General features: G+C 67.5%; 20 protein-coding genes. 13 read left to right on the forward strand and 7 right to left on the reverse strand.

Annotated features, from left to right (window positions below; translation table 11 throughout):
* Window positions 1-10 precede the first annotated feature (10 nt).
* The 11 genes from ACU0DV_RS23550 to folD all read left to right on the forward strand — a co-directional run bounded on the left by ACU0DV_RS23550 (window position 11) and on the right by folD (window position 12482).
* Entirely contained in the window at window positions 11-1222 is a 1212-nt protein-coding gene (locus ACU0DV_RS23550; RefSeq protein ID WP_446242767.1) for a cell envelope biogenesis protein TolA, read from the forward strand.
* Window positions 1223-1455: 233 nt separating this feature from the next.
* Window positions 1456-2754, forward strand: coding sequence for a Tol-Pal system beta propeller repeat protein TolB (tolB, locus tag ACU0DV_RS23555; RefSeq protein ID WP_283983530.1), 1299 nt, complete (start codon window positions 1456-1458; stop codon window positions 2752-2754).
* 93 nt (window positions 2755-2847) lie between these two features.
* Complete coding sequence (pal, locus tag ACU0DV_RS23560) at window positions 2848-3381, forward strand: peptidoglycan-associated lipoprotein Pal (RefSeq protein ID WP_100929237.1); 534 nt, start codon at window positions 2848-2850, stop codon at window positions 3379-3381.
* A gap of 22 nt (window positions 3382-3403) precedes the next feature.
* The gene (locus tag ACU0DV_RS23565) at window positions 3404-4204 is read left to right on the forward strand and encodes a tetratricopeptide repeat protein (RefSeq protein ID WP_446242768.1); all 801 of its coding nucleotides are present in this window, start codon (window positions 3404-3406) and stop codon (window positions 4202-4204) included.
* Window positions 4205-4323: 119 nt separating this feature from the next.
* Window positions 4324-5697, forward strand: coding sequence for a tRNA lysidine(34) synthetase TilS (gene tilS, locus ACU0DV_RS23570; RefSeq protein WP_446242811.1), 1374 nt, complete (start codon window positions 4324-4326; stop codon window positions 5695-5697).
* 82 nt (window positions 5698-5779) lie between these two features.
* Complete coding sequence (gene ftsH, locus ACU0DV_RS23575) at window positions 5780-7702, forward strand: ATP-dependent zinc metalloprotease FtsH (RefSeq protein ID WP_100929239.1); 1923 nt, start codon at window positions 5780-5782, stop codon at window positions 7700-7702.
* A 116-nt stretch (window positions 7703-7818) separates the two neighbouring features.
* On the forward strand, window positions 7819-8472 hold the full coding sequence (locus ACU0DV_RS23580; protein ID WP_308213888.1) for a methyltransferase domain-containing protein: 654 nt from the start codon (window positions 7819-7821) through the stop codon (window positions 8470-8472).
* Between the two features lie 101 nt (window positions 8473-8573).
* Complete coding sequence (locus tag ACU0DV_RS23585; RefSeq protein ID WP_100929241.1) at window positions 8574-9161, forward strand: MOSC domain-containing protein; 588 nt, start codon at window positions 8574-8576, stop codon at window positions 9159-9161.
* 280 nt (window positions 9162-9441) lie between these two features.
* Window positions 9442-11118, forward strand: a complete 1677-nt coding sequence (locus ACU0DV_RS23590; protein WP_446242769.1) for a formate--tetrahydrofolate ligase — start codon at window positions 9442-9444, stop codon at window positions 11116-11118.
* A 153-nt stretch (window positions 11119-11271) separates the two neighbouring features.
* Window positions 11272-11583: a chorismate mutase gene (locus ACU0DV_RS23595; protein WP_446242770.1), complete on the forward strand. Its 312-nt coding sequence runs from the start codon at window positions 11272-11274 to the stop codon at window positions 11581-11583.
* Window positions 11580-12482 (forward strand): bifunctional methylenetetrahydrofolate dehydrogenase/methenyltetrahydrofolate cyclohydrolase FolD, encoded by a 903-nt coding sequence (gene folD, locus ACU0DV_RS23600; protein WP_283981199.1) that lies wholly within the window; start codon window positions 11580-11582, stop codon window positions 12480-12482. The genes ACU0DV_RS23595 and folD overlap by 4 nt, the downstream gene beginning before the upstream one ends.
* 85 nt (window positions 12483-12567) lie before the next feature.
* Here folD and ACU0DV_RS23605 read toward each other — a convergent pair whose 3' ends face one another.
* The 3 genes from ACU0DV_RS23605 to pdeM form a co-directional block, all read right to left on the reverse strand.
* Window positions 12568-13185 carry an exopolysaccharide biosynthesis protein gene (locus ACU0DV_RS23605; protein ID WP_370313392.1) on the reverse strand — a complete coding sequence of 206 codons (618 nt, stop codon included), beginning with the start codon at window positions 13183-13185 and terminating at the stop codon, window positions 12568-12570.
* A gap of 78 nt (window positions 13186-13263) precedes the next feature.
* Window positions 13264-13683, reverse strand: a complete 420-nt coding sequence (locus ACU0DV_RS23610; protein ID WP_446242771.1) for a PaaI family thioesterase — start codon at window positions 13681-13683, stop codon at window positions 13264-13266.
* 20 nt (window positions 13684-13703) lie between these two features.
* Complete coding sequence (gene pdeM, locus ACU0DV_RS23615; RefSeq protein WP_100929246.1) at window positions 13704-14378, reverse strand: ligase-associated DNA damage response endonuclease PdeM; 675 nt, start codon at window positions 14376-14378, stop codon at window positions 13704-13706.
* A 125-nt stretch (window positions 14379-14503) separates the two neighbouring features.
* Here pdeM and ACU0DV_RS23620 point away from each other — a divergent pair, with 125 nt between their 5' ends.
* Both ACU0DV_RS23620 and ACU0DV_RS23625 read left to right on the forward strand, forming a co-directional pair.
* On the forward strand, window positions 14504-15970 hold the full coding sequence (locus ACU0DV_RS23620) for a sensor histidine kinase (protein WP_446269789.1): 1467 nt from the start codon (window positions 14504-14506) through the stop codon (window positions 15968-15970).
* Window positions 15967-16389 carry a response regulator gene (locus tag ACU0DV_RS23625; RefSeq protein WP_446242773.1) on the forward strand — a complete coding sequence of 141 codons (423 nt, stop codon included), beginning with the start codon at window positions 15967-15969 and terminating at the stop codon, window positions 16387-16389. Before ACU0DV_RS23620 ends, ACU0DV_RS23625 begins: the two co-directional genes overlap by 4 nt.
* Here the strand turns inward: ACU0DV_RS23625 and ACU0DV_RS23630 are convergent.
* The 4 genes from ACU0DV_RS23630 to ACU0DV_RS23645 are packed head-to-tail and all read right to left on the reverse strand — an operon-like array spanning window position 16386 to window position 22665.
* Entirely contained in the window at window positions 16386-18824 is a 2439-nt protein-coding gene (locus tag ACU0DV_RS23630) for a ligase-associated DNA damage response DEXH box helicase (RefSeq protein ID WP_446242774.1), read from the reverse strand. The two genes, ACU0DV_RS23625 and ACU0DV_RS23630, sit on opposite strands and share 4 nt — an antisense overlap.
* A 57-nt stretch (window positions 18825-18881) precedes the next feature.
* Window positions 18882-19841, reverse strand: coding sequence for an ABC transporter ATP-binding protein (locus tag ACU0DV_RS23635; RefSeq protein WP_446269788.1), 960 nt, complete (start codon window positions 19839-19841; stop codon window positions 18882-18884).
* Complete coding sequence (locus ACU0DV_RS23640) at window positions 19838-21721, reverse strand: dipeptide/oligopeptide/nickel ABC transporter permease/ATP-binding protein (RefSeq protein ID WP_446242776.1); 1884 nt, start codon at window positions 21719-21721, stop codon at window positions 19838-19840. The genes ACU0DV_RS23635 and ACU0DV_RS23640 overlap by 4 nt, the downstream gene beginning before the upstream one ends.
* Window positions 21718-22665: an ABC transporter permease gene (locus ACU0DV_RS23645; RefSeq protein ID WP_100929252.1), complete on the reverse strand. Its 948-nt coding sequence runs from the start codon at window positions 22663-22665 to the stop codon at window positions 21718-21720. The genes ACU0DV_RS23640 and ACU0DV_RS23645 overlap by 4 nt, the downstream gene beginning before the upstream one ends.
* Between the last annotated feature and the right edge of the window lie 254 nt (window positions 22666-22919).

Raw genomic sequence — 22919 nt, forward strand, 5'->3', positions numbered from 1 at the left:
TCAGGCGCCGGTGTCGCGGTCTCTTTACATATCTGCCGGAGGGCACGCCTTCCTCTTCGCGTGGCTGTTGCTGGGCGACCTCTTCGACGCGCCGCCGCCGGAGATGCAGATCGCCGATGTGACCGTTATCTCCGAAGAGGAGTTCGCCGCGCTGTCGACGCCGACTTCGTCGGAGAGCGAGGCGTTGGAGCCCACACCCGCGCCGGAGCCTGCGCCGGAACCGGAGCCCCAGCCTGCGCCGGAACCGGAACCCGCCCCAGAACCGGAACCCGTACCGGAACCGGAGCCGGAACCCCAGCCCGCGCCGGAGCCTGAGCCTGCCCCGGAACCGGAGCCGGAACCCGCGCCCGTTCCGGAACCAGAACCGGCGCCGCAGCCGGTGCCCGAGCCGGAACCGCTGCCTACGCCCACGCCGGAACCCGATCCGCTGCCCTTGCCGCCGTCGCCGGCGCCCGTGCCGCAGGTGCTGGCCCCTGACAGTTCGCGCCGCCCGCAGCCGCGCCCCGCACCGCGCGTGGCCGATGAACCCATCGCGCCGCCCGATCCGGAGGCCGTGACCGCCGAGGACACGCAGACCGCCGCCGACCCCGACGCCGAAAGCCCGGACATTGCCGAAGAGACGCAGGAGTCGACCGCCCCGCCGGAAACCACGACCGAAATCGTGACCGAGGCCGAAGAACCCTCCGGCCAGCCGCTGGCACCCTCGTCGTCGATGCGGCCGCGCGGACGTCCCGAACAGGTGGCCTCGAACCCCGAACCGGCGCCCGAGACGCCGGCACAGCAACCGCCCGCCTCGGAACCCGAAACCGAAAGCGCCCCCGCAAGCGATCCGGTCGCCGACGCACTGGCGGAGGCCATTGCCGAGGAACTGAGTGGCGGCGGCGCACCCGACGCCCCGAGCGGCCCGCCCCTGACCGGGGCGGAGCGTGAAGGTCTGCGCATCGCGGTGCAGGCATGCTGGATCGTCGACGTGGGCAGCCAGGCGGCGGACGTGAAGGTCACCGTCGGCTTCGACCTCGACCGGGAGGGCCGGGTCGCGGGCAACGTGACGATGATCGGCGCCGAGGGCGGATCGGGCGCGGCGGTGGACACAGCCTTCGGCGCCGCCCGCCGTGCCATCCTGCGCTGCCAGGGCGACGGCTACGAACTGCCGCCGGATAAGTACGACCAGTGGAAGCGGGTCGAGATCACCTTCAATCCCGAGGACATGCGCCTGCGCTGATCCCGTGGTGGGCGCACCTGTCCGCGGGGCGCCCGTCGCAAGCGTCCTCGGGGCTGTCACGCGCCCCACACGCGGTTGTGTCGGCGATTACCCGCTGAAACCGCCGTCAAGGGGTGTTTTGCGTGCATGAATTGCGCTGTATGTTATGTGCACGCGGGCGTCAGACCCGTGCGGCAGATTGTGGGCAGATCCCGAGGAGGGTTTCCATGAAACGAGTGGCATTGGCGTGCCTCATGATGACGTTTGCGGTTTTCCACGGGGTTCTCCCGGCCGCGGCGCAGGACCCTCTCCGGCTGGAGATCGACCGCGGCATCGTCGAACCGATGCCCATCGCGGTTCCGTCTTTCGTGGCCGAGACCCCCGCCGCCCAGGAATACGCCGACCAGCTGAGCCGCGTCATCGCGGAGGACCTCGTGGGCACCGGCCTCTTCCGTGAGATCCCGCGCGATGCGCATATCTCGCGCGTGTCGACTTTCGCGGCGCCGGTGCAGTTCGCCGACTGGAAGGCGATCAACGCGCAGGCGCTGGTGACCGGCGCGGTCAGCACCGACGGTTCCGGCCGCGTGGTCGTCAAGTTCCGCGCATGGGACGTCTTTGCCGAGCGCGAGCTGGGCGAGGGGATGCAGTTCGCCTCTTCCGCCGATGGCTGGCGCCGGCTGGCCCACAAGGTCGCCGACCAGGTCTACTCGCGCCTGACCGGCGAAAGCCCCTATTTCGACAGCCGCGTCGTCTTCGTGTCCGAGACCGGGCCGAAGGACCAGCGTCAGAAGCGGCTCGCGATCATGGATTACGACGGTGCCAACGTGCAGTACCTGACGGACAGCAGCTCCATCGTGCTGGCGCCGCGCTTCTCGCCGACCGGGAACCAGGTGCTGTATACCTCCTACGTCACCGGCTTCCCGCGCATCCACATCCTCGACGTGGGCGCGGTCCAGAGCCGCATCCTGCAGACCAACGAAGGCGTCATGAGCTTTGCGCCGCGTTTCTCGCCGGACGGGCGGATGGTGGTCTACTCGATGACGCAAGGGTCGAACACCGACATCTGGGCGATGGACGTGGCCTCGGGCGCGACGCGGCGCCTGACCTCCACCCCGGCGATCGAGACGGCGCCCTCGTTCTCTCCTGACGGCTCGCGGATCGTGTTCGAATCGGACCGTTCCGGCACCCAGCAGCTTTACGTGATGCCCGCGGGTGGCGGCGAAGGGACGCGGATCTCCTTCGGCGAAGGCCGTTACGGCACGCCGGTCTGGTCTCCCCGCGGCGACCGCATCGCCTTTACCAAGCAGAACAAGGGCCGGTTCCACATCGGCGTGATGAACACCGACGGCTCCGAAGAGCGTCTGCTGACCGCCTCCTTCCTCGACGAGGGCCCGACATGGGCGCCCAACGGCCGCGTGATCATGTTCACGCGTGAGACGCAGGGCGCAGAGGGTGCGTCGGCGCTCTATTCCGTGGACATCTCCGGGCGGAACCTGCGGCGGGTCCGTACCCCGGCGGGCGCCTCGGATCCGAGCTGGGGCCCGCTCCAGTGACCAAGTTAACGTGATTCCCAAGACCCGTTGTGTGTGGTAGCCTGCCACAAACAACATATGCGCACAGGCGCAAGACAGAGCAGGATGACAGTGATGAGCAAACTTCCCATGGCGATTATGCTGGTGGCGGCCCTCGGCCTCGCCGCATGTGCCAACCCCAACCGCTTCGGCGCCAATGGCGCGGGTGCAAACGACGCCTCGCGCAACGGTGGCGGCGTATCGAGCGGGGTCATCCCGGGCAGCGTCGATGACCCGACCTCCATGGCGTATTTCAACCAGCGCGTCGGCGACCGAGTGCTGTTCGCCGTCGACCAGTCGAGCCTCTCGCCGGAGGCGCGCACGGTGCTGGACGGCCAGGCGCAGTGGCTGATGACCAACGCCGATTACATGGCGGTGATCGAAGGTCATGCGGACGAGCAGGGCACCCGCGAATACAACCTCGCGCTGGGTGCACGCCGCGCTAATGCGGTGATGGAATACCTCGTGTCGAGGGGCGTGTCGCAGAACCGCCTGAAGTTCGTCAGCTATGGCAAGGAGCGTCCGATCGAGATCTGCTCCGAAGAGGCGTGCTATGCCAAGAACCGCCGCGCGGTGACTGTCATCGCCGCCGGATCGCTGATGGGCTGAGCCGATGCGCTGGGGGTGGATCATGGTTGCGGCGGTCATCGCCGCCGCGCCGGTGCAGGCGGAAACGCTTGCCGATGTGAAGCAGGACCTCGCTGTCCTGTCGGTCGAGGTGCAGAAGCTGAAGCGTGAGCTGTCCACAACGGGCAGCTCCACGGTGCAGGTGTCGGGCGACGTGTTGCAACGGCTGAACACCATCGAGTCCGAATTGCAGCGCGTGACGGCCAAGGCCGAGGAGCTGGAGTTCCGCATCGGCCAGGTCGCCGAGGACGGCGGCAACCGGATCAGCGACCTGCAGTTCCGGGTGTGTGAGCTGGAACCCGGCTGCGACCTGTCCTCGGTGGGCCAAGGCACGTCGTTTGGCGGTGAGACCGCCCCGGCTGCCGACGCTCCGGTTGCGGCGGGTACCGACGATCTGCCGTTCGACGGCGAACTTGCCGTCAGCGAGGAAGCCGATTTCCGCGCCGCGCAGGAAGCGCTCGATGGAGGCGACAATGCCCGCGCCTCCGACCTGTATGCCAACTTCCGCCAGACCTACCCGGGCAGCCCGCTGGAATCCGCGGCGCTGGTGGGCGAGGGGCAGGCGCTGGAAGCGCAGGGTGACACCCGCGAGGCCGCCCGGCGTTACCTCGACGCCTATTCCCGTTTCCCCGACGATCAGATCGCACCCCAGGCCCTGTGGCGGCTGGGAGAGACGCTGGGCAAGCTGGGCTCAGTCTCCGAGGCCTGCGTGACGCTCGCCGAAGTGGGCAACCGCTATCCCGGCTCCGAGGTCATCAATTCGGCGGCGGACAGCCGCATCGCGCTCGGCTGTCCGGTGGAATGAGACACGTCCGGGCCTTGTGCCCGGCCTGACTGATCCGGGGTTAGGTGGCCTGAAGAGCAGGTATTTTTGCCAAGATGAAGGGGCTGCCGGTGAGCCTTGACCAGCGTTTCGCGGAAGAGATGGGGGCCCTGCTGGGGCCCTCTTTTCCATCCGAGATTGGTCTGGCGGTGTCGGGAGGCGGGGACTCCATGGCCATGCTGGCTCTGGCGCATGGCTGGGCGCGCGTGTTCGGCGTGCGCCTGTGGGTGGTCACGATCAACCACGGTTTCCGCACGGAGGCGGCGGCAGAGGCAGAGATGGTCGCAGCCGAATGTGCCCTGCTGGGCTGGCCGCATGCGACGCTGCAATGGTCCTGGGACGGAAGGGGCAACGCCATGGAGGCGGCTCGCGAGGCGCGCCTTCGGCTGATCGCCGGGTGGCGCGGCCATCTGCGGCATGTGCTGGTGGCGCATACGCAGGACGACGTGGCCGAGACCTTCTTGATGCGGCTGGCGCGCGGGTCCGGGGTCGACGGGCTGTCTGCGATACAGGCCCGCCGGGTGGTCGATCAGCCGCCTCTGGCGGCGAATGCATTCGCGCCGATGATCGGGGAGGCGCCCTCGCAGGAGAGCTGTGTTCATCCTGACGGAGCGGTATCGAGCACAGGGGACAGGCGTGCCGATGGGCCGGGCGAGGACGGGACCTTCGAGATCGTCCGGCCCTGCCTGTCGATGCGGCGGGCAGAACTGCGGCATCACGTGCGCGTCCTGAAGGTGCCCTTCGTGGATGATCCGACGAACGAAGATCCGGCATATGCCCGTGCGCGCATCCGGGCGGCGCTGCCCGGTCTGGCGGACCTTGGGCTGGACGTCCCGATGCTGGCCGCGACGGCAGAGCGTATGGCCCGCGCGCGGGACTCGCTGCGTGTTCAGACAGCGGCGGCGTGGGATCGGATCGGTCAGGAGGGGCACCATCGCGGTGTGCCGACCGGCGACCTGCTGCTGGAACGGGACGGTTTTGCAGGGCTGCCGCGCGAAGTGCAGCTGCGGCTGCTAGCCGGCGGGATCGGCTTCGTCTCGGGCACGGTCCGGCGCCCACGTGCCGCGCGGCTGGAAGAGGTCCTGGACCGGGTGCTCTCCGGTGGCGGAGGCACGCTGGGCGGGTGCGAGATAGTGGCCGAACGCACGCACATCCGGGTCTTCCGGGAATACGCGGCGCTCGAGGGGCTGGCAGACGACGACGCGGGGTTGTGGGACGGGCGCTGGATGTTGTCGCCGGAGGCGCGGCGGCAGACGGGGGCAGCGGGTCTGGTGCCCCTCGGGGACGCGGGATGGCAATCGTTGAGCGCGGAGGAGCGTGACGGATTGACCTACCGCGCAGCGCGGTCCCTGCCGATGGTGGCGAATGACGCGGGCGGGGCCCGCATCAGCGTGGCGCAGGGCACGCGCGACATCCTCTACCGGCCGTTCGGAAAGCAGGGGCTGACCTTCGCCGCGTTCCTCATGACGCATTGAACCCGGGCCACATATCTCTATGTTAAGCTGAAACGGCGCCTGCCGCTCGGGCGCCCGGTTCCGTCTGCAAAGGAGTCCCCTCTTGGGCAACGCTCGCAACATCGCCTTCTGGGTCGTCTTGTTCCTGCTGATCCTCGCGCTTTTCAATCTTTTCTCGGGCAACAATCCGACCCTGCAAAGCCGTGAGACCGGGTATTCGGACTTCGTCAAGGCGGTCGAAAGCCAGAACGTGTCCTCCGCCACAATCGATGGCGAGCAGGTGCGTTACAGCACGAACGACGGGCAGGATTACGTCACGATCAAGCCCGAGGACGCGGAGGTGACAAACCTCCTTCTGGACAACAACATCCCGATTTCCGCGAAGAGCCAGGAGTCGTCCGGCTTTCAGGTTTTCCTGCTGAACCTTCTGCCCTTCCTTCTGCTGATCGGCGTGTGGATCTACTTCATGAACCGCATGCAGGGCGGCGGCAAAGGTGGCGCCATGGGCTTTGGCAAGTCCAAGGCCAAGCTGCTGACCGAAAAGCATGGCCGCGTGACCTTCGACGACGTAGCGGGCATCGACGAGGCCAAGGAAGAGCTCGAGGAGATCGTCGAGTTCCTGCGCAACCCGCAGAAGTTCTCCCGCCTCGGCGGCAAGATCCCCAAAGGTGCGCTGCTTGTGGGCCCTCCGGGCACCGGTAAGACGCTGCTGGCCCGCGCCATTGCGGGCGAGGCGGGTGTCCCGTTCTTCACCATCTCCGGCTCCGACTTCGTCGAGATGTTCGTGGGTGTGGGCGCAAGCCGTGTCCGCGACATGTTCGAACAGGCGAAGAAGAACGCGCCCTGCATCGTGTTCATCGACGAGATCGACGCCGTGGGCCGCGCCCGTGGCCAGGGCTACGGCGGTGGCAACGACGAACGCGAACAGACGCTGAACCAGCTTCTTGTCGAGATGGACGGTTTCGAGGCGAACGAGGGTGTAATCATCATCGCCGCCACCAACCGCCGCGACGTGCTGGACCCGGCGCTGCTGCGTCCCGGCCGTTTCGACCGTCAGGTCACTGTGCCGAACCCGGACATCAAGGGCCGCGAGAAGATCCTCGGCGTGCATGCGAAGAAGACCCCGCTGGGGCCGGACGTCGACCTGCGCATCATCGCGCGCGGCACGCCGGGCTTCTCTGGTGCCGATCTGGCAAACCTCGTGAACGAGGCGGCGCTGATGGCCGCGCGTGTGGGCAGGCGTTTCGTCACCATGATCGATTTCGAGAACGCCAAGGACAAGGTCATGATGGGGGCGGAGCGCCGCTCCATGGTGCTGACCGACGACCAGAAGGAAAAAACCGCCTACCACGAGGCCGGTCACGCCATCGTCGGCCTGTCGTTGCCGCAGTGCGATCCGGTCTACAAGGCCACGATCATCCCGCGCGGCGGCGCACTGGGCATGGTCGTTTCGCTGCCGGAAATCGACCGTCTCAACTGGCACAAGTCGGAGTGCGAGGAGAAGATGGCGATGACCATGGCGGGCAAGGCCGCCGAGATCATCAAGTACGGCGAACCGAACGTCTCGAACGGACCGGCTGGCGACATCCAGCAGGCCTCTGCGCTGGCCCGGGCGATGGTCCTGCAGTGGGGCATGTCCGACAAGGTCGGCAACATCGACTACCGCGAGGCCGCCGAGGGTTACTCCGGCAACACCGCGGGCCTGTCGGTGTCGGCAGAGACTAAGCGCATGATCGAGGAAGAGGTGCGCCGCTTCATCTCCGAGGCCTATGACCGCGCCTACCAGATCCTGACGGACCGTCGCGACGACTGGGAACGGCTGGCCAAGGGTCTTCTGGAATACGAGACCCTGACCGGCGAGGAGATCGAGCGCGTCATCCGGGGCGAACCGCCGCAGTCCGAAGACGGCGAAGGTGGTTCCGGCGCCGCGGTTGAGGAGAAGAAGCCGAGCCTCACCGCCATTCCCAAGACCCGGCCGAAGAAGAACGGCGAAGAGGGCGGACTGGAACCAGAGCCCTCTGCATGAACGGTGCCGATGGCATGATTTGGGACCCCGGGATCTATGGCAGATTCCGGGGTCTTCGTTTGCGGCCCGCGCTTGACTTGCTGCGCTCCTTGCCGTCGCTGCCCGAGGGGCCCGTCGTGGACCTCGGATGCGGTGCGGGGGCCGTATCGGAGGCGTTGAGGGCGACGCTTGGCAAGGACCGGCAACTGGTCGGCGTGGATGCCTCGGCCGAGATGCTGGCCGATGCGCGCGGACGCTACGACGACCTCGTGCAGGCGGACATCGCGACGTGGCAGCCCGAGACGCCGCCGGCGCTGATCTTTTCCAACGCCGCCCTGCAATGGCTGGGCGATCACGAAGTTCTGTTGCCCCGGCTCGCGGCGACGCTCACGCCGGGCGGGGTGCTGGCGGTGCAGATGCCCCACCAGAACGATGCGCCGTCGCACCGGACGTGGCTCCACCTCGCCCACCAACTGTTCGGCGTCGAACCGGACGACGTGCCCGGCATCCTCGAACCCGCTGCCTATCATCACATTCTGGCGCCGTTGGGGGAGGTCCAGTTGTGGGAAACGACCTATTTCCAGGTGCTGGCGCCCTCGGATGACGGCCACCCGGTGCGCCGCTTCACGGAGGCGACCTTTGCCCGGCCGCTGCTTCGGTCGCTTGATCCCGAAAGGCGGGCCGCCCTGATCGCCGCCTGCGATGCCGCCATGGCGGGCGCCTATCCCGCGTCTGAGGACGGCAGCGTCCTCTTCCCTTTCCAAAGGCTGTTCTTCACCGTCCGCGTATGAACGGCCAGCAATCCGCGCTCCGGCCTGCCTCCGGTTTGTGCCCTTGCGCATCCCGCCGCACGCGCTTTACCTGCACGCGCAACGAACAGGCGGAGGGCACGATGCCGGCTTTGAAACCGACGAAATGGACAGCCGAGGTCATCTGGCTGGGTATCGTCACGAGCATGGACCGCAAGGCGCTGATGGCGGAGCCCGTCGAGGCGGTGGACCTGACCTTTGCCGGCATGGCCGGATCGGTGCACGGCGGACAGACGCGGGAATCCTGTTCACGGGTCACCTCGCAATACCCGCGCGGCACGCAGATCCTGAACGAGCGACAGCTGAGCATCGTCAGCGCCGAGGAGCTTGACCAGATCGCGGCGGCGATGGGCGTCGAGACCGTGAACCCGGCACGGCTTGGCGCCAGCATGGTGATCCGCGGCATTCCCGACTTCACCTTCGTGCCGCCATCCTCCCGGTTGCAGGCGACCTCTGGCGCGACCATGGTTGTGGACATGGAGAACCGTCCCTGCCAGCAACCGGCCCGCAGCCTCATGCAGGAGATTGGAGACGCGGCGAAGGGGTTCCGGAAGGCGTCCGACGGGCGCCGCGGGGTCACGGCCTTTGTCGCGCGCGAGGGGCGCGTGGCGGTGGGGGACAAGCTGGTGCTGCACGTCCCGGATCAGCGCGCATGGCGGGGGGAGGCCTGACGTGGCGATGCTGCCGGTTCGTGGCGCCACGCCGTTGATCTCCTCAGGCGCAAGGATGCGCCGAAGGTATGCCTTTCCCCGGATCGGGTGAACGGCAACACTCCGCACGGCATCCGGTGCCTGTCGCGCGGGCCCGCGTTCCAGGTTTCGTCCCGGGCGCGGCACAGTGTCCGGTGCGCCGCATCATCGCGCCGAAATGTCGGATTCACCGGGACGGACGGTCTGCGGACCGCTAACAATCCGGGCAATTCAGGAACTGCCAGCAGGGATAACAAGCAACATGGCCCACAAGTCGGACATCGAAATCGCCCGTGAAGCCCGGAAGAAACCGATACAGGAGATCGGCGACGTCCTTGGTATTCCGAACGAACACCTGCTGCCCTACGGCCACGACAAGGCGAAGATCGGTCAGGCTTTCATCGATTCCGTCCAGTCGCGGCCCGATGGCAAGCTGATCCTTGTGACGGCGATCAATCCGACCCCTGCGGGCGAAGGCAAGACCACCACCACCGTGGGTCTGGGCGACGGCCTGAACCGCATCGGCAAGAAGGCGATGATCTGCATCCGCGAAGCCTCGCTCGGGCCGAACTTCGGGATGAAGGGCGGCGCGGCCGGGGGCGGATACGCGCAGGTCGTGCCGATGGAGGAGATGAACCTCCACTTCACCGGCGACTTCCATGCGATCACCTCGGCGCATTCGCTGCTGTCGGCGATGATCGACAACCACATCTACTGGGGCAACGAGGCCGAGATCGACCAGCGCCGGGTGACATGGCGCCGGGTGGTGGACATGAACGACCGCTCGCTGCGCCAGATCACCTCTTCCCTCGGCGGTGTGGCCAACGGGTTCCCGCGCGAGGACGGTTTCGACATCACCGTGGCGTCCGAGGTCATGGCGATTCTTTGCCTTGCCAAGAACCTGAAGGACCTGGAAAAGCGGCTGGGTGACATGATCGTGGCGTATCGGCGTGACAGGTCGCCGGTCTTCTGCCGCGACATCAAGGCCGAAGGTGCAATGACGGTCCTGCTGAAGGACGCCATGCAACCGAACCTCGTCCAGACGCTGGAGAACAACCCGGCCTTCGTGCATGGCGGCCCGTTCGCCAACATCGCGCATGGCTGCAACTCCGTTATCGCCACGACGACGGCGCTGAAGCTGGCGGATTACGTGGTGACCGAAGCTGGGTTCGGCGCGGACCTGGGCGCCGAGAAGTTCATGGACATCAAGTGCCGCAAGGCCGGGCTGCGCCCCGACGCGGTTGTGATCGTCGCCACGGTGCGCGCGATGAAGATGAATGGTGGCGTCGCCAAGGCGGACCTTGGCACCGAGAACGTGCAGGCGGTGAAGGACGGGTGCCCGAATCTCGGCCGTCATATCGAGAACATGAAGAAGTTCGGCGTGCCGGCGGTGGTGGGGATCAACCACTTCGTCACCGACACCGATGCCGAGGTGCAGGCGGTCGTCGACTACTGCGCGTCGCTGGGCGTGGACGCGATCCTCAACAAACACTGGGCCGAGGGCGGTGCCGGCATCGAGGAGACCGCCAGGAAGGTGGTCGAGCTCTGCGAGGGCGGGTCGGCCAAATACGCGCCGCTTTATGGCGACGCCCTGCCGCTGGCCGAGAAGATCGAGACGGTCTGCAAGGAGATCTACCGCGCGGATGGCGTGGTGATGGATACGAAGATCCGCGGCCAACTGAAGGAGTGGGAAGACCAGGGCTACGGTCACCTGCCGGTCTGCATGGCGAAGACGCAATACTCGTTCTCGACCGATCCGGGCCAGCGCGGCGCGCCGACCGGCTTTGACATCCCGGTGCGGGAAGTGCGGCTGTCGGCGGGGGCGGGCTTTGTCGTGGTGGTCTGTGGCGAGATCATGACCATGCCCGGCCTGCCGCGCGTACCTGCCGCACAGTCGATCCGGCTGAACGCGGACGGGCTGATCGAGGGTCTTTTCTGAGCCGGTTCTGATCCGATCGGAAACGGCGGGACGGCGCTCTTCTTCGAATTCGCCCCGCCCGCCGTCCCGCCGCCCGCACCCGGCATGGAAAACGCCGGGCGGGGCGGGTAGGGCTGTGGCATCGGAATGGGCGGACAGGATGTGGAGGCAGGAATGCGGAAGACAGCGGCAGAGATAGAGACCGTGGCCGAGATGCGCGCCTGTATCGACGCGGTCGATGCGGATTTGATGGCGCTCCTGGCGGAGCGGTGGTCCTACACGGAACGGGCCGCAGAACTGAAGCACCGCGAGGGGCTTGCAGCGGCCGCACCCTCCCGCGTGGCGGCGGTGCTGGAGAATGTCTCGGGACGGGCCGAGGCGGCGGGGCTGCCCGGCGCGATGGTCGCGGGGATGTGGAAGATCATGATCGACGAGATCATCGCGCGCGAAGAGCGTGTTCTGGGCAAGGAAGGGACGGACGGATGACGGCAACTCTGATTGACGGCAAGGCCTTCGCGGCGACGGTGCGGGGCAAGGTGGCGGAGCACGTAACCCGCCTGAAGGACGATCACGGCATCACGCCCGGTCTGGCCGTGGTCCTTGTGGGCGAGGATCCGGCGAGCCAGGTCTACGTGCGCTCGAAGGGCAAACAGACCGTCGAGGTCGGCATGAACTCCTACGAGTACAAGCTGGATGCCGCGACCGAGGAGGCGGACCTGCTGGCGCTGATCGACAAGCTGAACAACGATCCCGAGGTGCATGGCATCCTCGTGCAGCTTCCCCTGCCGAAGCATCTCGACGAGGATCTGGTGATCAATGCGATCTCCCCGGCGAAGGACGTGGACGGGTTCCACATCTCCAACGTCGGTCTGCTGGGCACCGGGCAGAAGTCGATGGTGCCTTGTACGCCGCTGGGGTGCCTGATGATGCTGCGGGATCACCACGGCTCGCTCTCCGGGATGGACGCGGTGGTGATCGGCCGGTCGAACATCGTCGGCAAGCCCATGGCCCAACTGCTGCTGGGCGACAGCTGCACGGTGACCATTGCGCATTCGCGGACGAAGAACCTGGCCGAGGTGGTGAGACGGGCGGATATCGTTGTCGCGGCGGTTGGACGGCCCGAGATGGTGCCCGGCGACTGGATCAAGCCGGGCGCAACGGTGATCGACGTGGGCATCAACCGGATCGACGCGCCGGAAAAAGGCGAGGGCAAGACCCGTCTGGTGGGGGACTGCCAGTTCGACAGCTGTGCCGAGGTCGCGGGCGCCATCACCCCGGTTCCGGGCGGCGTTGGACCGATGACGATTGCCTGCCTTCTGGCCAACACCGTCACGGCGTGCTGCCGTGCCAACGACCTTGCGGAGCCGGAAGGCCTGACCGCCTGACGCAGCCACAATCCGGTTTGATCACATGCCGGGCCGGAGCCTTGCTCTGGCCCGTTTCATGTCATCCCCGGCCGCGCGGCCCGTGTCACATCAGCCAGACGATCACCCCGGCCACCAGCGCCGTCACGATGTAACCCGCGGCCACGACCGCGCCGTCACGGGCAAGGATGCCGATGCCGAACAGGGCCACCGGCAAGCCGACAAGCGGGGTCGCCACGGGAATAGCGCCGATCACGAACAGCGACGCGCCGCAGGCGATCAGCAGCAGGGCGATGATCGAGAGGGACAGGGCCCCGTTCGACAGCGGCTCCATCCTCCGGTGCAGGTGCCGGCGGAGCCACATGGAGGCGGGGTGGATGCGGTCGGCGAGATTGCGGACCCGCTCGGCCGACATGCCGCGGCGGCTGAGGAAACCGGGCAGCCAGAAACTGCCGTGCCCCAGCAGCATCTGCAGTCCGATGGCCGCGACGACCGCGCCAAGTGCACCGCCGACCCCGGGGATAAGCCCGGTGGGCAGGACCATCAGCAGGGACACGATCATCAGGAGCGGCGCGTGCCCCTGCGTCCCGATCTGGCGCATCAGCATGTCGATGGTGACCTCGTCGCATTCGTCCGCGAGGTCATGAAGGCGATCCACGAGCAATGGCACGGCCCGCGGCCCGGACCATTGCTTGCCGCTCGTGTTGGTGTTGTAGCTCGTCATCGTTGCCTCGTTTGCCGTCCGCACACTCAAAACGGGCGGGTGGCGGGTGAGGTTCCCGGCGCAGGGCTGTGTGATCGGTCAGGCGCGCGGCGTCACCCGGACCATGGTGCCGGTCATGCGCGCGATGTGCGTCTCTTTGCCCTCGGCCACCGTGTAGATGTCGGCCTGCGTGACCAGCATCCGACGCCCGGGCCGGATGACCGTGCCGCGCGCCTCCAGCGTGTCGCCCAGGCCCGGCGCGAGGTAGTGGATCGTCATGTCGGACGTCACCACGTCGAACTCCGGCTCGAGCAGGGACACGGCGGCATAGCCTGCGGCGCTGTCGCCAAGCGAGAAGGCCACGCCGCCATGGGCATAGCCCTGCTGCTGGGTCAGCGCCTCCGTCAGCGGCAGGGCAAGCGTGACGGTACCGGGCTCGACCGACACCACGCGCGCGCCCAGCGTGCGGAGAAGTCCCTGGCGGGCAAAGCTGTCCTTGATGCGGTCGGTCAGTGTCATGGCGGGATCGGGCCTTCGGTTCATGTGCCGGTCAGGCGGCGCGGCATGGGGATGGCCACCGGCCGCGTCCCGGTGAGAATCGCGCAGGCGTCGCGGCCCATCAGCGCCGAGAGCACCGGGCTGTCGGTATAAAGCCCGCCGGTATAGGTGCCGAACGCAGGCAGGATCAGCCGGTCCGCATCGCAGAGGAAACAGGGCATGGAAAAGCCGCGCCCCCGCGCATTGATCCGCGCCTTGGGGTGATAGTGGCCTGACACCTCGCCGGGGCCGGAGGTGGCGATGTGGCGGAACGTCAGCGGTCCGAGTTGGAGGTCGGCGTGATGCTCCCCTCCGAGGGTCAGCGGGCCGGGATCATGGTTGCCCTCGATCCAGATCCAGCGCCGCCCCGCCTTCATCCGCGTCAGTGTATCGAGGTCCTCGCCGGGCAGGCAGGTGTCCAGCCCCGGCGCATCGAAACTGTCGCCAAGGCAGATCACGGTGCGCGCCCGCGTTACGGTCAGCACGTCGTCCAGCCGCGCCAGCGTATCGCGCGTCTCGTAGGGGGGAAGGGCGGCACCGCCCGTGGCTGCCAGCCGCGCGGCCTTGCCAAGATGCAGGTCAGAGACGACCAGCACCGCTTCGTCCGGCCAGTATAGGGCGCCGGAGGGGAGGGCGTGCAGATCTGCGCCATGGAAGGTGAACGCGTGTGTGTTCATGCTTTGTTTTTGGCGGTTTGGCGGCGGCGTGGCAAGGGGCTGCGGGGCGCTCTCAATGGAATCTTCACCCGGGATGGATAGCGTCCGGTGCATATGTCCGGCCCCCGGGCGGGACGTTGGCGGAGATGGACGTGCAGATGAACCTCGACGTGATCGGGATGGCCTTTGGCGTCTCGCCCATCGCGATGATGCTGGTGGCGCCGGATGGCCGCATCCGGACCTGCAATGCCGAATTCGATGCGCTCTTCGGCTACGGACCCGGCGCGCTGACCGGCGCGCCGGTCGAAACGCTGTTGCCGGAGCATCTGCGGTCGGGGCACGTGGCGCTGCGACAGGCGTTCAACGTGATCCCCGCCAAGCGCCGCATGGGGGCGGAGCGGGAGGTGAAGGGCGTTGCCAGGGACGGCACCGTGCTGCCACTGGAACTGGCGCTGGAGCCGGTGGTCGTCGACGGCGGTCCGCATGTGATCGTCGTGGCACTCGACCTGCGGCACCGCCATGCGCAGCGGGAACGGATCAGCTCTGTCATGGATGCGGCGTCCTGCACGATGGTCGTCGTGGATGCGGGCGGCCGGATCGACTTCGTCAATCGCGCGGTCACCCCGCTGCTCGGCTACACGCCGGAGGAACTGCTGGGCCGTCCGGTCGAGGATCTCGTGCCCGAGGATCTGCGCGTCGCCCACCAGGTCTACCGCCGCAGTTTTGCACTGCTGCCGGATGTGCGGGCAAAGGGGCGGTCGCGCACCGTGACCGCGCGCCACCGCGACGGCCATGGCGTGACGGTGGAGGCGACGCTGGACCGCATCGACCTTGACGGGCAGACGGGTGTGGTCGCCACGCTGGTCGACCTGACCGAACGGATCGAGACGGAGCGCGCGCTGGCCGCCCGCGCGCATGAACTGGAACGGCTGAACGCGGATCTCGAACAGTTCAGCCGCGGGGTCAGCCACGACCTCAAAGCGCCGCTCGCCTCCATCGCCGGGTTGCTGAGCCTCTGCCGGGAGGATTTCGCGGCCGGGGAAACTGCCGACCTGGGCGACAACCTTGCCCGCGCCGCCGAGATCGCGGAACACAGCGTGTCGGAGATCGAGAGCGTCCTCTTGGCCACCATGACGACGGAACGCGGGATCGCGCGGGTCCCCGTCGATCTCGGCGGCCTCATTCGCCAGCTCTGGCGGGACCTGAGCGGCGGCGCCGTCTCTGCGCGGCTGGAGCTGGAACTCGCGCTGCCGGAAACGGTCGCGACGGAGGAGGCCACGCTCAGGACCGTGCTGCGGAATCTGCTGTCCAACGCGCTGCGCTACCGGGACGACATGAAGGCCGAGCTGGTGGTGCAGGTCACCGCCCGCCAGACAGGCGAGCACCTCAGGATCATCGTCAGCGACAACGGCATCGGCATCCCCGAAGCGGTCCTGCCGGAGATCTTCGGCCTGTTCCGCAAGCATGGCGACAGGGGCGGCTCCGGCATTGGCCTGAACCTCGTACAGCGCAGCGTGGAACGGCTTGGCGGGAGGATCGTCGCGAGCAGCACCGAGGGGCAGGGCACGACCTTCACGCTCGATCTGCCGATCCGCATGGAGGGCGAGGCATGATAGACGCCTACATCGTCGACGACCGGGAGGTCGACCGCTACACCGCGCGGCGGCGGCTGGCGAAGTCGGGGCGCTTCGCCGCGGTGCACGAGGCGGAGGATGGCCGCATCTTCCTGGACAAGCTGTTCGACCAGCCGCGTGTCGCCGCCTCCGAAGGGCCGCTGGTGCTGATGGATATCTCGATGCCGGTCATGGACGGCTTCCAGACAGTCGACGCCCTGCGCGCCCGGATGATCGAGCAGGGCTGGCCCAAGGATGTGATCGTGGTCATGGTCTCCTCCTCCAGCGCCGAACGGGACCGGGCCCGTGCAGCGGAGCGTCCCCTCGTGCGCGGATATTTCGAGAAACCGATCCGCGTGCAGGACGTGGAGGAGATGCTGAGGCTGTTCGAAGGGCGTGACCTGCCGTCCACGCGCTAGAACGGGACGCGCCATGCCTTCTTCGGCACTTCGACTTGGGCGAGGCCGCTCTCGGACATCAGGCGGGTGACCTCCTCCTCCAGCAGCCGCTGATCGGCGGACCCGTTCACCGGCACGCGTCCGGGTTCGAGGAAGAGCGGCGCGGCCAGTGGTGTCACGCGGTCCAACTGCACGTGGTCGATGCGGTCGCCCACGCGGGCGCACATCTCGCGGATGCGCGAAAAGTCGACGAGACCGCGCATGGCCTCCTCCCGCGTGATCTGCATCAGCAGGTGGTCGGGGTCGTACCTCAGCAGCGTGTCGTAGAGGATGTCCGACGACATGGTGGCCTGCCGGCCCGTCTTGCGCTGGCCACCCAGTTGCCGCTCGATCAGCCCGGCGATGGTGGCGGAGGCGCGGAAGGTCCGTTTCATCACCGCGTTGCCCGCCAGCCAGCCGTCGAGACCCGCCTCCAGCGCTGTCACGTCGAAAAGCGGCGCGGGATCGGTCACGCGGTCCAGCCCCCAGATCAGCGTGGCGTAATCCGTCGCGACGAAACCCATGGGGGCGAGGCCCATCTCCTCCATCCGCTTGGTCAGCAGGAGGCCCAGCGTCTGCATCGCGTTCCGCCCGGCAAAGCCGTACGCCACGAACTGTTCGCGCCCGTCGTGGGGGAAGCTCTCGACCAGAAGGCGCCCGGGTTCGGGCAGGCGCGAGCGTTCGCGCTGAAGCGCCAGCCATTGCGCGGTGTGGTCCGGCAGTTCGGGCCATGTGTCCTGCTGGAAGAGCCGCAGGATACGTTCCGAAAGCTGCGTCGAGGTGGCGAACTTCGTGCCCATGAAGGTGGCGATCTTGGGCTTCTTGTGGGCGTCGCGCGTCACCTCGACGATCAGTTCGCGCAGCCCCTCGTAGCGCACGATCTGTCCGCCGATCAGGAAGGTGTCACCCTTCGTCAGCGAGGCGGCAAAGCCTTCCTCGATCTCGCCCAGGGGCGCGCCGCCGCGCCCCTTCCAGCGGACCTTCAGCGTGTCGGTGTCCTGGATCGTGCCGACGTTCTGCCGGATGCGCACCGCGGAGCGCGGGTCGCGCAGCTGCCACAGCCCGTCCGGCCTCAGTTGCAGGCGCTTCCACTGGTCGTAGGCGCGCAGGGCGTACCCGCCCGTGGCGCAGAAATCGAGGCAGGCGTCGAACTGCGCACGGCTCAGCCCGCGATAGGGACCGGCGGCCGACATCTCGGCATAGAGGGTGTCGGCGTCGAACGGACCGGAGGCGGCGGCGATCAGGATGTGCTGGCAGAGCACGTCGCGCGGGCCGGGGCCGCGCGGCTCGCCGTCGAGGTCATGCGCCTTCACCGCCTCCAGCGCCGCCACGCATTCGACGATCTCGAAGCGGTTGGCGGGCACCAGCAGCGCCTTCGACGGGGCGTTGTAGCGGTGGTTCGCGCGCCCGATCCGCTGCACCAGCCGCTTGACGTTCTTCGGTGCGCCGACCTGGATCACGAGGTCCACGTCCCCCCAGTCGATCCCGAGGTCGAGCGAGCCGGTGCAGACGATGGCCCGCAACTGCCCTGCGACCATCGCGGCCTCGACCTTCTCGCGCTGCCCCCGGTCGAGCGATCCATGGTGGATGCCGATCGGCAGCGCGTCCTCGTTCGCAAGCCACAGGTTGTGAAAGAAGATCTCGGCCTGTGCGCGGGTGTTATGGAAGATGAGCGTGGTCTTGTGCTGCTTCACCTGCTCGAGCACGGCAGGAATGGCATAGGCCGCGCCGCCGCCGGCCCAGGGCGGGGCCTCTTCTGTGCGCAGCATCCGGATGTCCGGATCGGGTCCGGGATCGGCGTGCAGGATCTCGGTCGTCGTGTCGCCGTAGGACATCAGCCGCGCGATGGCGCTGGGGTCCTCCACCGTGGCCGACAGACCGACGCGGCGCAGGTTCGGCGCCAGCGTCTGCAAGCGCGCCAGCGCCAGCATCAACTGGTCGCCGCGTTTCGATTCCGCCAGTGCGTGGATCTCGTCGATGACGACCCGTTCGATGCCGGCGAAGGTGCGGGCGGCGTCCTCGTAGGACGTCAGGAGTGCCAGGGATTCCGGGGTGGTCAGCAGGATGTGCGGCGGGTCGGCGCGTTGCCGGCGCTTGCGGGCATAGGAGGTGTCGCCGGTGCGATCCTCCACCCGGATTGGCAGGCCCGCCTCCTCGATGGGGATCAGCAGGTTGCGCCGGATGTCGGCGGCCAGCGCCTTCAGCGGCGAGATGTAGAGCGTGTGCAGGCCGTCGCGCGGCCGGTCCGTCAGTTCCGACAGGGTCGGCAGGAAACCCGCCAGCGTCTTGCCGCCGCCGGTCGGGGCGATCAGCAGCAGCGAGGGCGAGGCGGCGCGCTCCAGCATGGCCTGCTGGTGCGGGTGGACTTGCCAGCCGCGGGCGTGGAACCAGTCCCGGAGGGGAGGAGGAAGCGTCATCCTCCCCAGATAGGTGCGCGCGGGCGGTTTGGCACGTCTTTCCTGTGCCGCGCCGGGTCAGTCGCCGAGCGGGTGGAAACAGGCGGCTTCCGTCTGCCCCCCGACCGGCGTCAGCTTGGGCACCTCCGCCCGGCACTTGTCGCTGGCGCGGGGACAGCGCGCCGCAAAGGCGCAGCCCGGCGGCGGGTTCAGCGGGTCGGGAAGTTCGGTCGCCTTGCCTTCGGGCGCGGTCAGCGGGCGGCCAACCACCGGCGCGCTGTTGGCCAGGAGCTGGGTGTAGGGATGGCGGGGCTGGGCAAAGACCTCTTTCGCCGGGCCGACCTCCACCACCGATCCGAAGTACAGCACCGCGATCCGGTCGCTGACCGCCTCCACCACCGCAAGGTCATGGCTGATGAAGAGGTAGGTCAGGTCGTATTCGCGGCGCAGGTCGGCCAGCAGGTTCAGCACCTGCGCCTGCACCGACACGTCGAGGGCAGACACCGGTTCGTCGAGGATCAGGATGGACGCATTGGCCGCCAGCGCCCGCGCGATGCCGATCCGCTGCGCCTGCCCGCCGGAGAATTCATGCGGGTAGCGGTCGAGGAACTCCTCGCGCAGGTTCACGCTGTCGAAGATCTCTCGGATGCGCTCCCGGCGCTTCGCGGCGGGCATGCCGTGAAGGTGTTTGAGCGGCGCTTCCATCACCTGCCGGATCGTCTTGCGCGGGTTCAGCGACGAGATCGGGTCCTGGAAGACGTACTGGATGCGCTTTCCGAAGGCCGCCGGGTCCGCATTGTCGAGCGCCTTGCCCTCGATCTGGATCGTCCCGGTGGAGGGCGGCAGCAGCCCCACGAGCATCCGCGCCAGCGTCGACTTCCCGCAGCCGGATTCCCCCACGATGCCAAGGGTCTCGCCCTTGCGCACCGACAGCGTGATCGGATGGACGGCCTTGACCGATCCGGTGGACTTGCCCAGCAGGGAACGCCCCACCGGAAAGGTCTTCGACAGATTGGAAAGGGTCAGGGCATCGGTCATTCGGCGGCCTCCGACAGCGGGGTTTCGGGATAGAGGCACCGCACGGCGTGTGAACCGACGCGCTCCAGGGGAATGTCGCCCTTCCGGCAATCGTCCTGCGCCTTCAGGCAGCGGTCGGCAAAGGCGCATCCGGCGGGCAGCCTGTCGACCACGGGCGGCAGGCCGGCGATGGCCTCCAGCCGCCGCTTGCCCCCGCCCAGTTCCGGCACGCATGCCATGAGCCGCGCGGTATAGGGATGGCGGGGCGCCTTCAGGATCTCGTCGGTGGTGCCTTCTTCCACGATCCGCCCGGCGTACATCACCGCCACGCGGTCGCACAACTGCGCCACCACACCGAAGTCATGGGTGATGAACACGATGGCCAGCCCGCGCGAGCGGCGGAGGTCGTCGAGGATGGTCAGCACCTGCGCCTGCACTGTCACGTCGAGCGCGGTGGTCGGTTCGTCGGCTATGATGATGTCCGGCTCGTTGGCCAGCGCCATTGCGATACCGACGCGCTGCCGCATCCCGCCCGACATCTCGTGCGGGTAATCGGTGATCCGCTTGGCGGGGTTCGGGATGCGCACCGCTTCGAGCAGTTCGATGGCCTTGCGCTTGCCTTCCGCCTTGCCGATGGGACGGTGCGACCGGATCGCCTCGATCAGCTGATCGCCGACGCGGTAGAGCGGATGCAGCGTGGCCAGCGGGTCCTGGAAGATATAGGCGACGTTCCTGCCGCGCATCGACCGCAGCTTGCGATAGGGCGCGCCGACGAGGTCGTCGCCGTCGTAGCGGACAGCGCCCCCGGTGATCACCCCGGGGGGCGAGGCGACAAGCCCCATGACCGACAACGCCGTGACCGATTTGCCGGACCCGGATTCGCCGATGATGCCAAGGCATTCGCCCTTCTCGACGTGCAGGTCCACGCCGCCCACGGCGCGGTAGATGCGGTCCTTGACGTGGAACTGGGTCTGCAGGTCCTGCACTTCCAGCAGGCCCTTGCCTTCCGCCTGCGGCACGGGTCCGTCACGCTCCACCCGCGTCGCCGCCATGGGCCGCGACAGGGCGCCGGACTTCAGCCGCGGGTCCAGCGCGTCGCGCACGCCGTCGCCCAGCAGGTTGATCGACATGACGATGATCAGGATCATCACGCCCGGCACGACGGAGGTGTGCGGGTTGGTGATCAGCGCCGACCGCGCCTCGCCCAGCATGGACCCCAGATCGGCCTGTGGCGGCTGCGATCCGAGCCCGAGGAACGACAGGCCGGCGGTCTCGAGGATCATCCAGCCGATGGTGGTGGACATGGCGATCACGATGACCGGGATCACGTTCGGCAGGATCTCCGACAGGATGATCCGGGTGTTCGACAGCCCCGCAAGGCGCGCGGCATCCACGAACTCCTTGTGCGCGATGCCCACGGTGATGCCACGGATGTTGCGCGCGAAGAACGGCACGTTCACCACGGCCACGGCGATCAGCGCGTTCAGCAGCCCGGGACCGAGCGCCGCGACGATGGCCAGCGCCAGCAGGATGTAGGGAAAGGCCATCAGCATGTCGACGCCGCGCATGATGACGTTGTCGGTCCGCCCCCCGTAAAAGCCGGCGATGATCCCGATGGCGGCGCCCAGGGTGGCGGCGGCCACCGCCGCGGCAAAGCCCACCGCCAGCGACAGGCGCGTGCCGTAAAGCAGGCGCGCCAGCAGATCCCGGCCAAGGTGATCGGTGCCCAGCAGCGCCCCTTCGGAGAACGGCGGCTGGAACCGGAACGCGGTATTGGTGATGTCCGGATCCTTCAAAGGCAGCAGCGGCGTGACCAGCGCCAGCAGCACGACCAGCGACAGCACGATCCCACCGGCCAGGGCCAGGCGGTTGCGGGCGAGGAGTTTGAAGAAGGCGCTCATGTCTTTATCCTCGGGTCCAGAAGGCTTTGCGCCACATCCACGAGGATGTTGAACAGGACGTAGCAGGCGGCGACAAAGACCACGCCGCCCTGCACCAGCAGGATGTCACGCTTCAGGATGGCATCGACCAGCATCCGCCCCACGCCGGGCCACTGGAAGACGATCTCGATATAGACGGCGCCCGACAGGACAAAGCCCGCCTGGATGCCCAGAACCGGGATGATCGACACCATCGCGGCCTTCAGCGCATGGCGCCAGATCACGCCACGCTCGTGCACACCCTTTGCGCGGGCGGTGCGGATGAAATCCTGCCGCAAGACTTCCAGCATGGCCGACCGCGACAGCCGCGCGACAACACCGGTGGCGACGACCGCAAGGGCAAAGGCCGGCATCGCAAGATGATTGAGCAGCACCCAGAGCGTCCGGTCGCCGTAGATCGGCCACATGCCGGAGACCGGGAACCACCTGAGGTTCACCCCGAACAAAAGGATCATCATCATGCCGAGGAAGAAGGACGGGATGGAAATCCCCAGCAGGACCGCGAAGGTGATCCCCTTGTCCGCCCAGCCGTACTGGTTCGCGGCCGAGATCACGCCAGCCACGATGCCGAACACGGCACAAAGGACAAACGACGTCCCCGCCAGAACCAGCGTCCCGTTGAACCGCTCCAGCACCTCGTCGAGCACGGGCCGGTTCAGCGCGAAGGACTGCCCGAAATCGCCCGTCAGCATGTTGCCGAGCCAGATGAAGTACTGCGACACCAGCGGCTTGTCCAACCCGAGGTCGCGGTTCAGCTTCTCCACGTTCTCCGGCGTCGCATAGGACCCGAGGATCGCCGTCGCCGGGTCGCCCGGGATCATCGCCATGATCAGGAACACGATCACCGTGATGCCCAGCAGCACCGGGATCGCCGACACCAGTCTCTTGAGGATGTAGCCGGTCATCGCCGCGGCCTCCTTCGCTGAAACACATGAACCCCGCGGACCGGACGACAAAGGCCAGCCCCTTCATCTTGGGCCAAATACCTGCGGGGGGTCCGGGGGGCGGCAGCCCCCCGGCGGATCGGTGCGGAACGCGCCGAAACCTCAGTTCTTCACGACGTCGTCGAGCAGCAGGAAGAACGACGGCTGCAGGGCGAAGTTCTCCACCCGGTCCGATGTCACGGCGTTCTGCTTCCAGTTGGCGACAAAGACCCAGG

This window comes from Sagittula sp., assembly GCF_052825245.1.

What these genes read in the sequence shown, in the direction of transcription:
- tolB (WP_283983530.1), top strand. Translation starts at nt 1,456, where the DNA reads ATGATGACGTTTGCGGTTTTCCACGGGGTTCTCCCGGCCGCGGCGCAG.
- pal (WP_100929237.1), top strand. Translation starts at nt 2,848, where the DNA reads ATGAGCAAACTTCCCATGGCGATTATGCTGGTGGCGGCCCTCGGCCTC.
- ACU0DV_RS23565 (WP_446242768.1), top strand. Translation starts at nt 3,404, where the DNA reads ATGGTTGCGGCGGTCATCGCCGCCGCGCCGGTGCAGGCGGAAACGCTT.
- tilS (WP_446242811.1), top strand. Translation starts at nt 4,324, where the DNA reads ATGGGGGCCCTGCTGGGGCCCTCTTTTCCATCCGAGATTGGTCTGGCG.
- ACU0DV_RS23585 (WP_100929241.1), top strand. Translation starts at nt 8,574, where the DNA reads ATGCCGGCTTTGAAACCGACGAAATGGACAGCCGAGGTCATCTGGCTG.
- ACU0DV_RS23590 (WP_446242769.1), top strand. Translation starts at nt 9,442, where the DNA reads ATGGCCCACAAGTCGGACATCGAAATCGCCCGTGAAGCCCGGAAGAAA.
- ACU0DV_RS23595 (WP_446242770.1), top strand. Translation starts at nt 11,272, where the DNA reads ATGCGGAAGACAGCGGCAGAGATAGAGACCGTGGCCGAGATGCGCGCC.
- folD (WP_283981199.1), top strand. Translation starts at nt 11,580, where the DNA reads ATGACGGCAACTCTGATTGACGGCAAGGCCTTCGCGGCGACGGTGCGG.
- ACU0DV_RS23605 (WP_370313392.1), bottom strand. Translation starts at nt 13,185, where the DNA reads ATGACGAGCTACAACACCAACACGAGCGGCAAGCAATGGTCCGGGCCG.
- ACU0DV_RS23610 (WP_446242771.1), bottom strand. Translation starts at nt 13,683, where the DNA reads ATGACACTGACCGACCGCATCAAGGACAGCTTTGCCCGCCAGGGACTT.
- pdeM (WP_100929246.1), bottom strand. Translation starts at nt 14,378, where the DNA reads ATGAACACACACGCGTTCACCTTCCATGGCGCAGATCTGCACGCCCTC.
- ACU0DV_RS23620 (WP_446269789.1), top strand. Translation starts at nt 14,504, where the DNA reads ATGGACGTGCAGATGAACCTCGACGTGATCGGGATGGCCTTTGGCGTC.
- ACU0DV_RS23625 (WP_446242773.1), top strand. Translation starts at nt 15,967, where the DNA reads ATGATAGACGCCTACATCGTCGACGACCGGGAGGTCGACCGCTACACC.
- ACU0DV_RS23630 (WP_446242774.1), bottom strand. Translation starts at nt 18,824, where the DNA reads ATGACGCTTCCTCCTCCCCTCCGGGACTGGTTCCACGCCCGCGGCTGG.
- ACU0DV_RS23635 (WP_446269788.1), bottom strand. Translation starts at nt 19,841, where the DNA reads ATGACCGATGCCCTGACCCTTTCCAATCTGTCGAAGACCTTTCCGGTG.
- ACU0DV_RS23640 (WP_446242776.1), bottom strand. Translation starts at nt 21,721, where the DNA reads ATGAGCGCCTTCTTCAAACTCCTCGCCCGCAACCGCCTGGCCCTGGCC.
- ACU0DV_RS23645 (WP_100929252.1), bottom strand. Translation starts at nt 22,665, where the DNA reads ATGACCGGCTACATCCTCAAGAGACTGGTGTCGGCGATCCCGGTGCTG.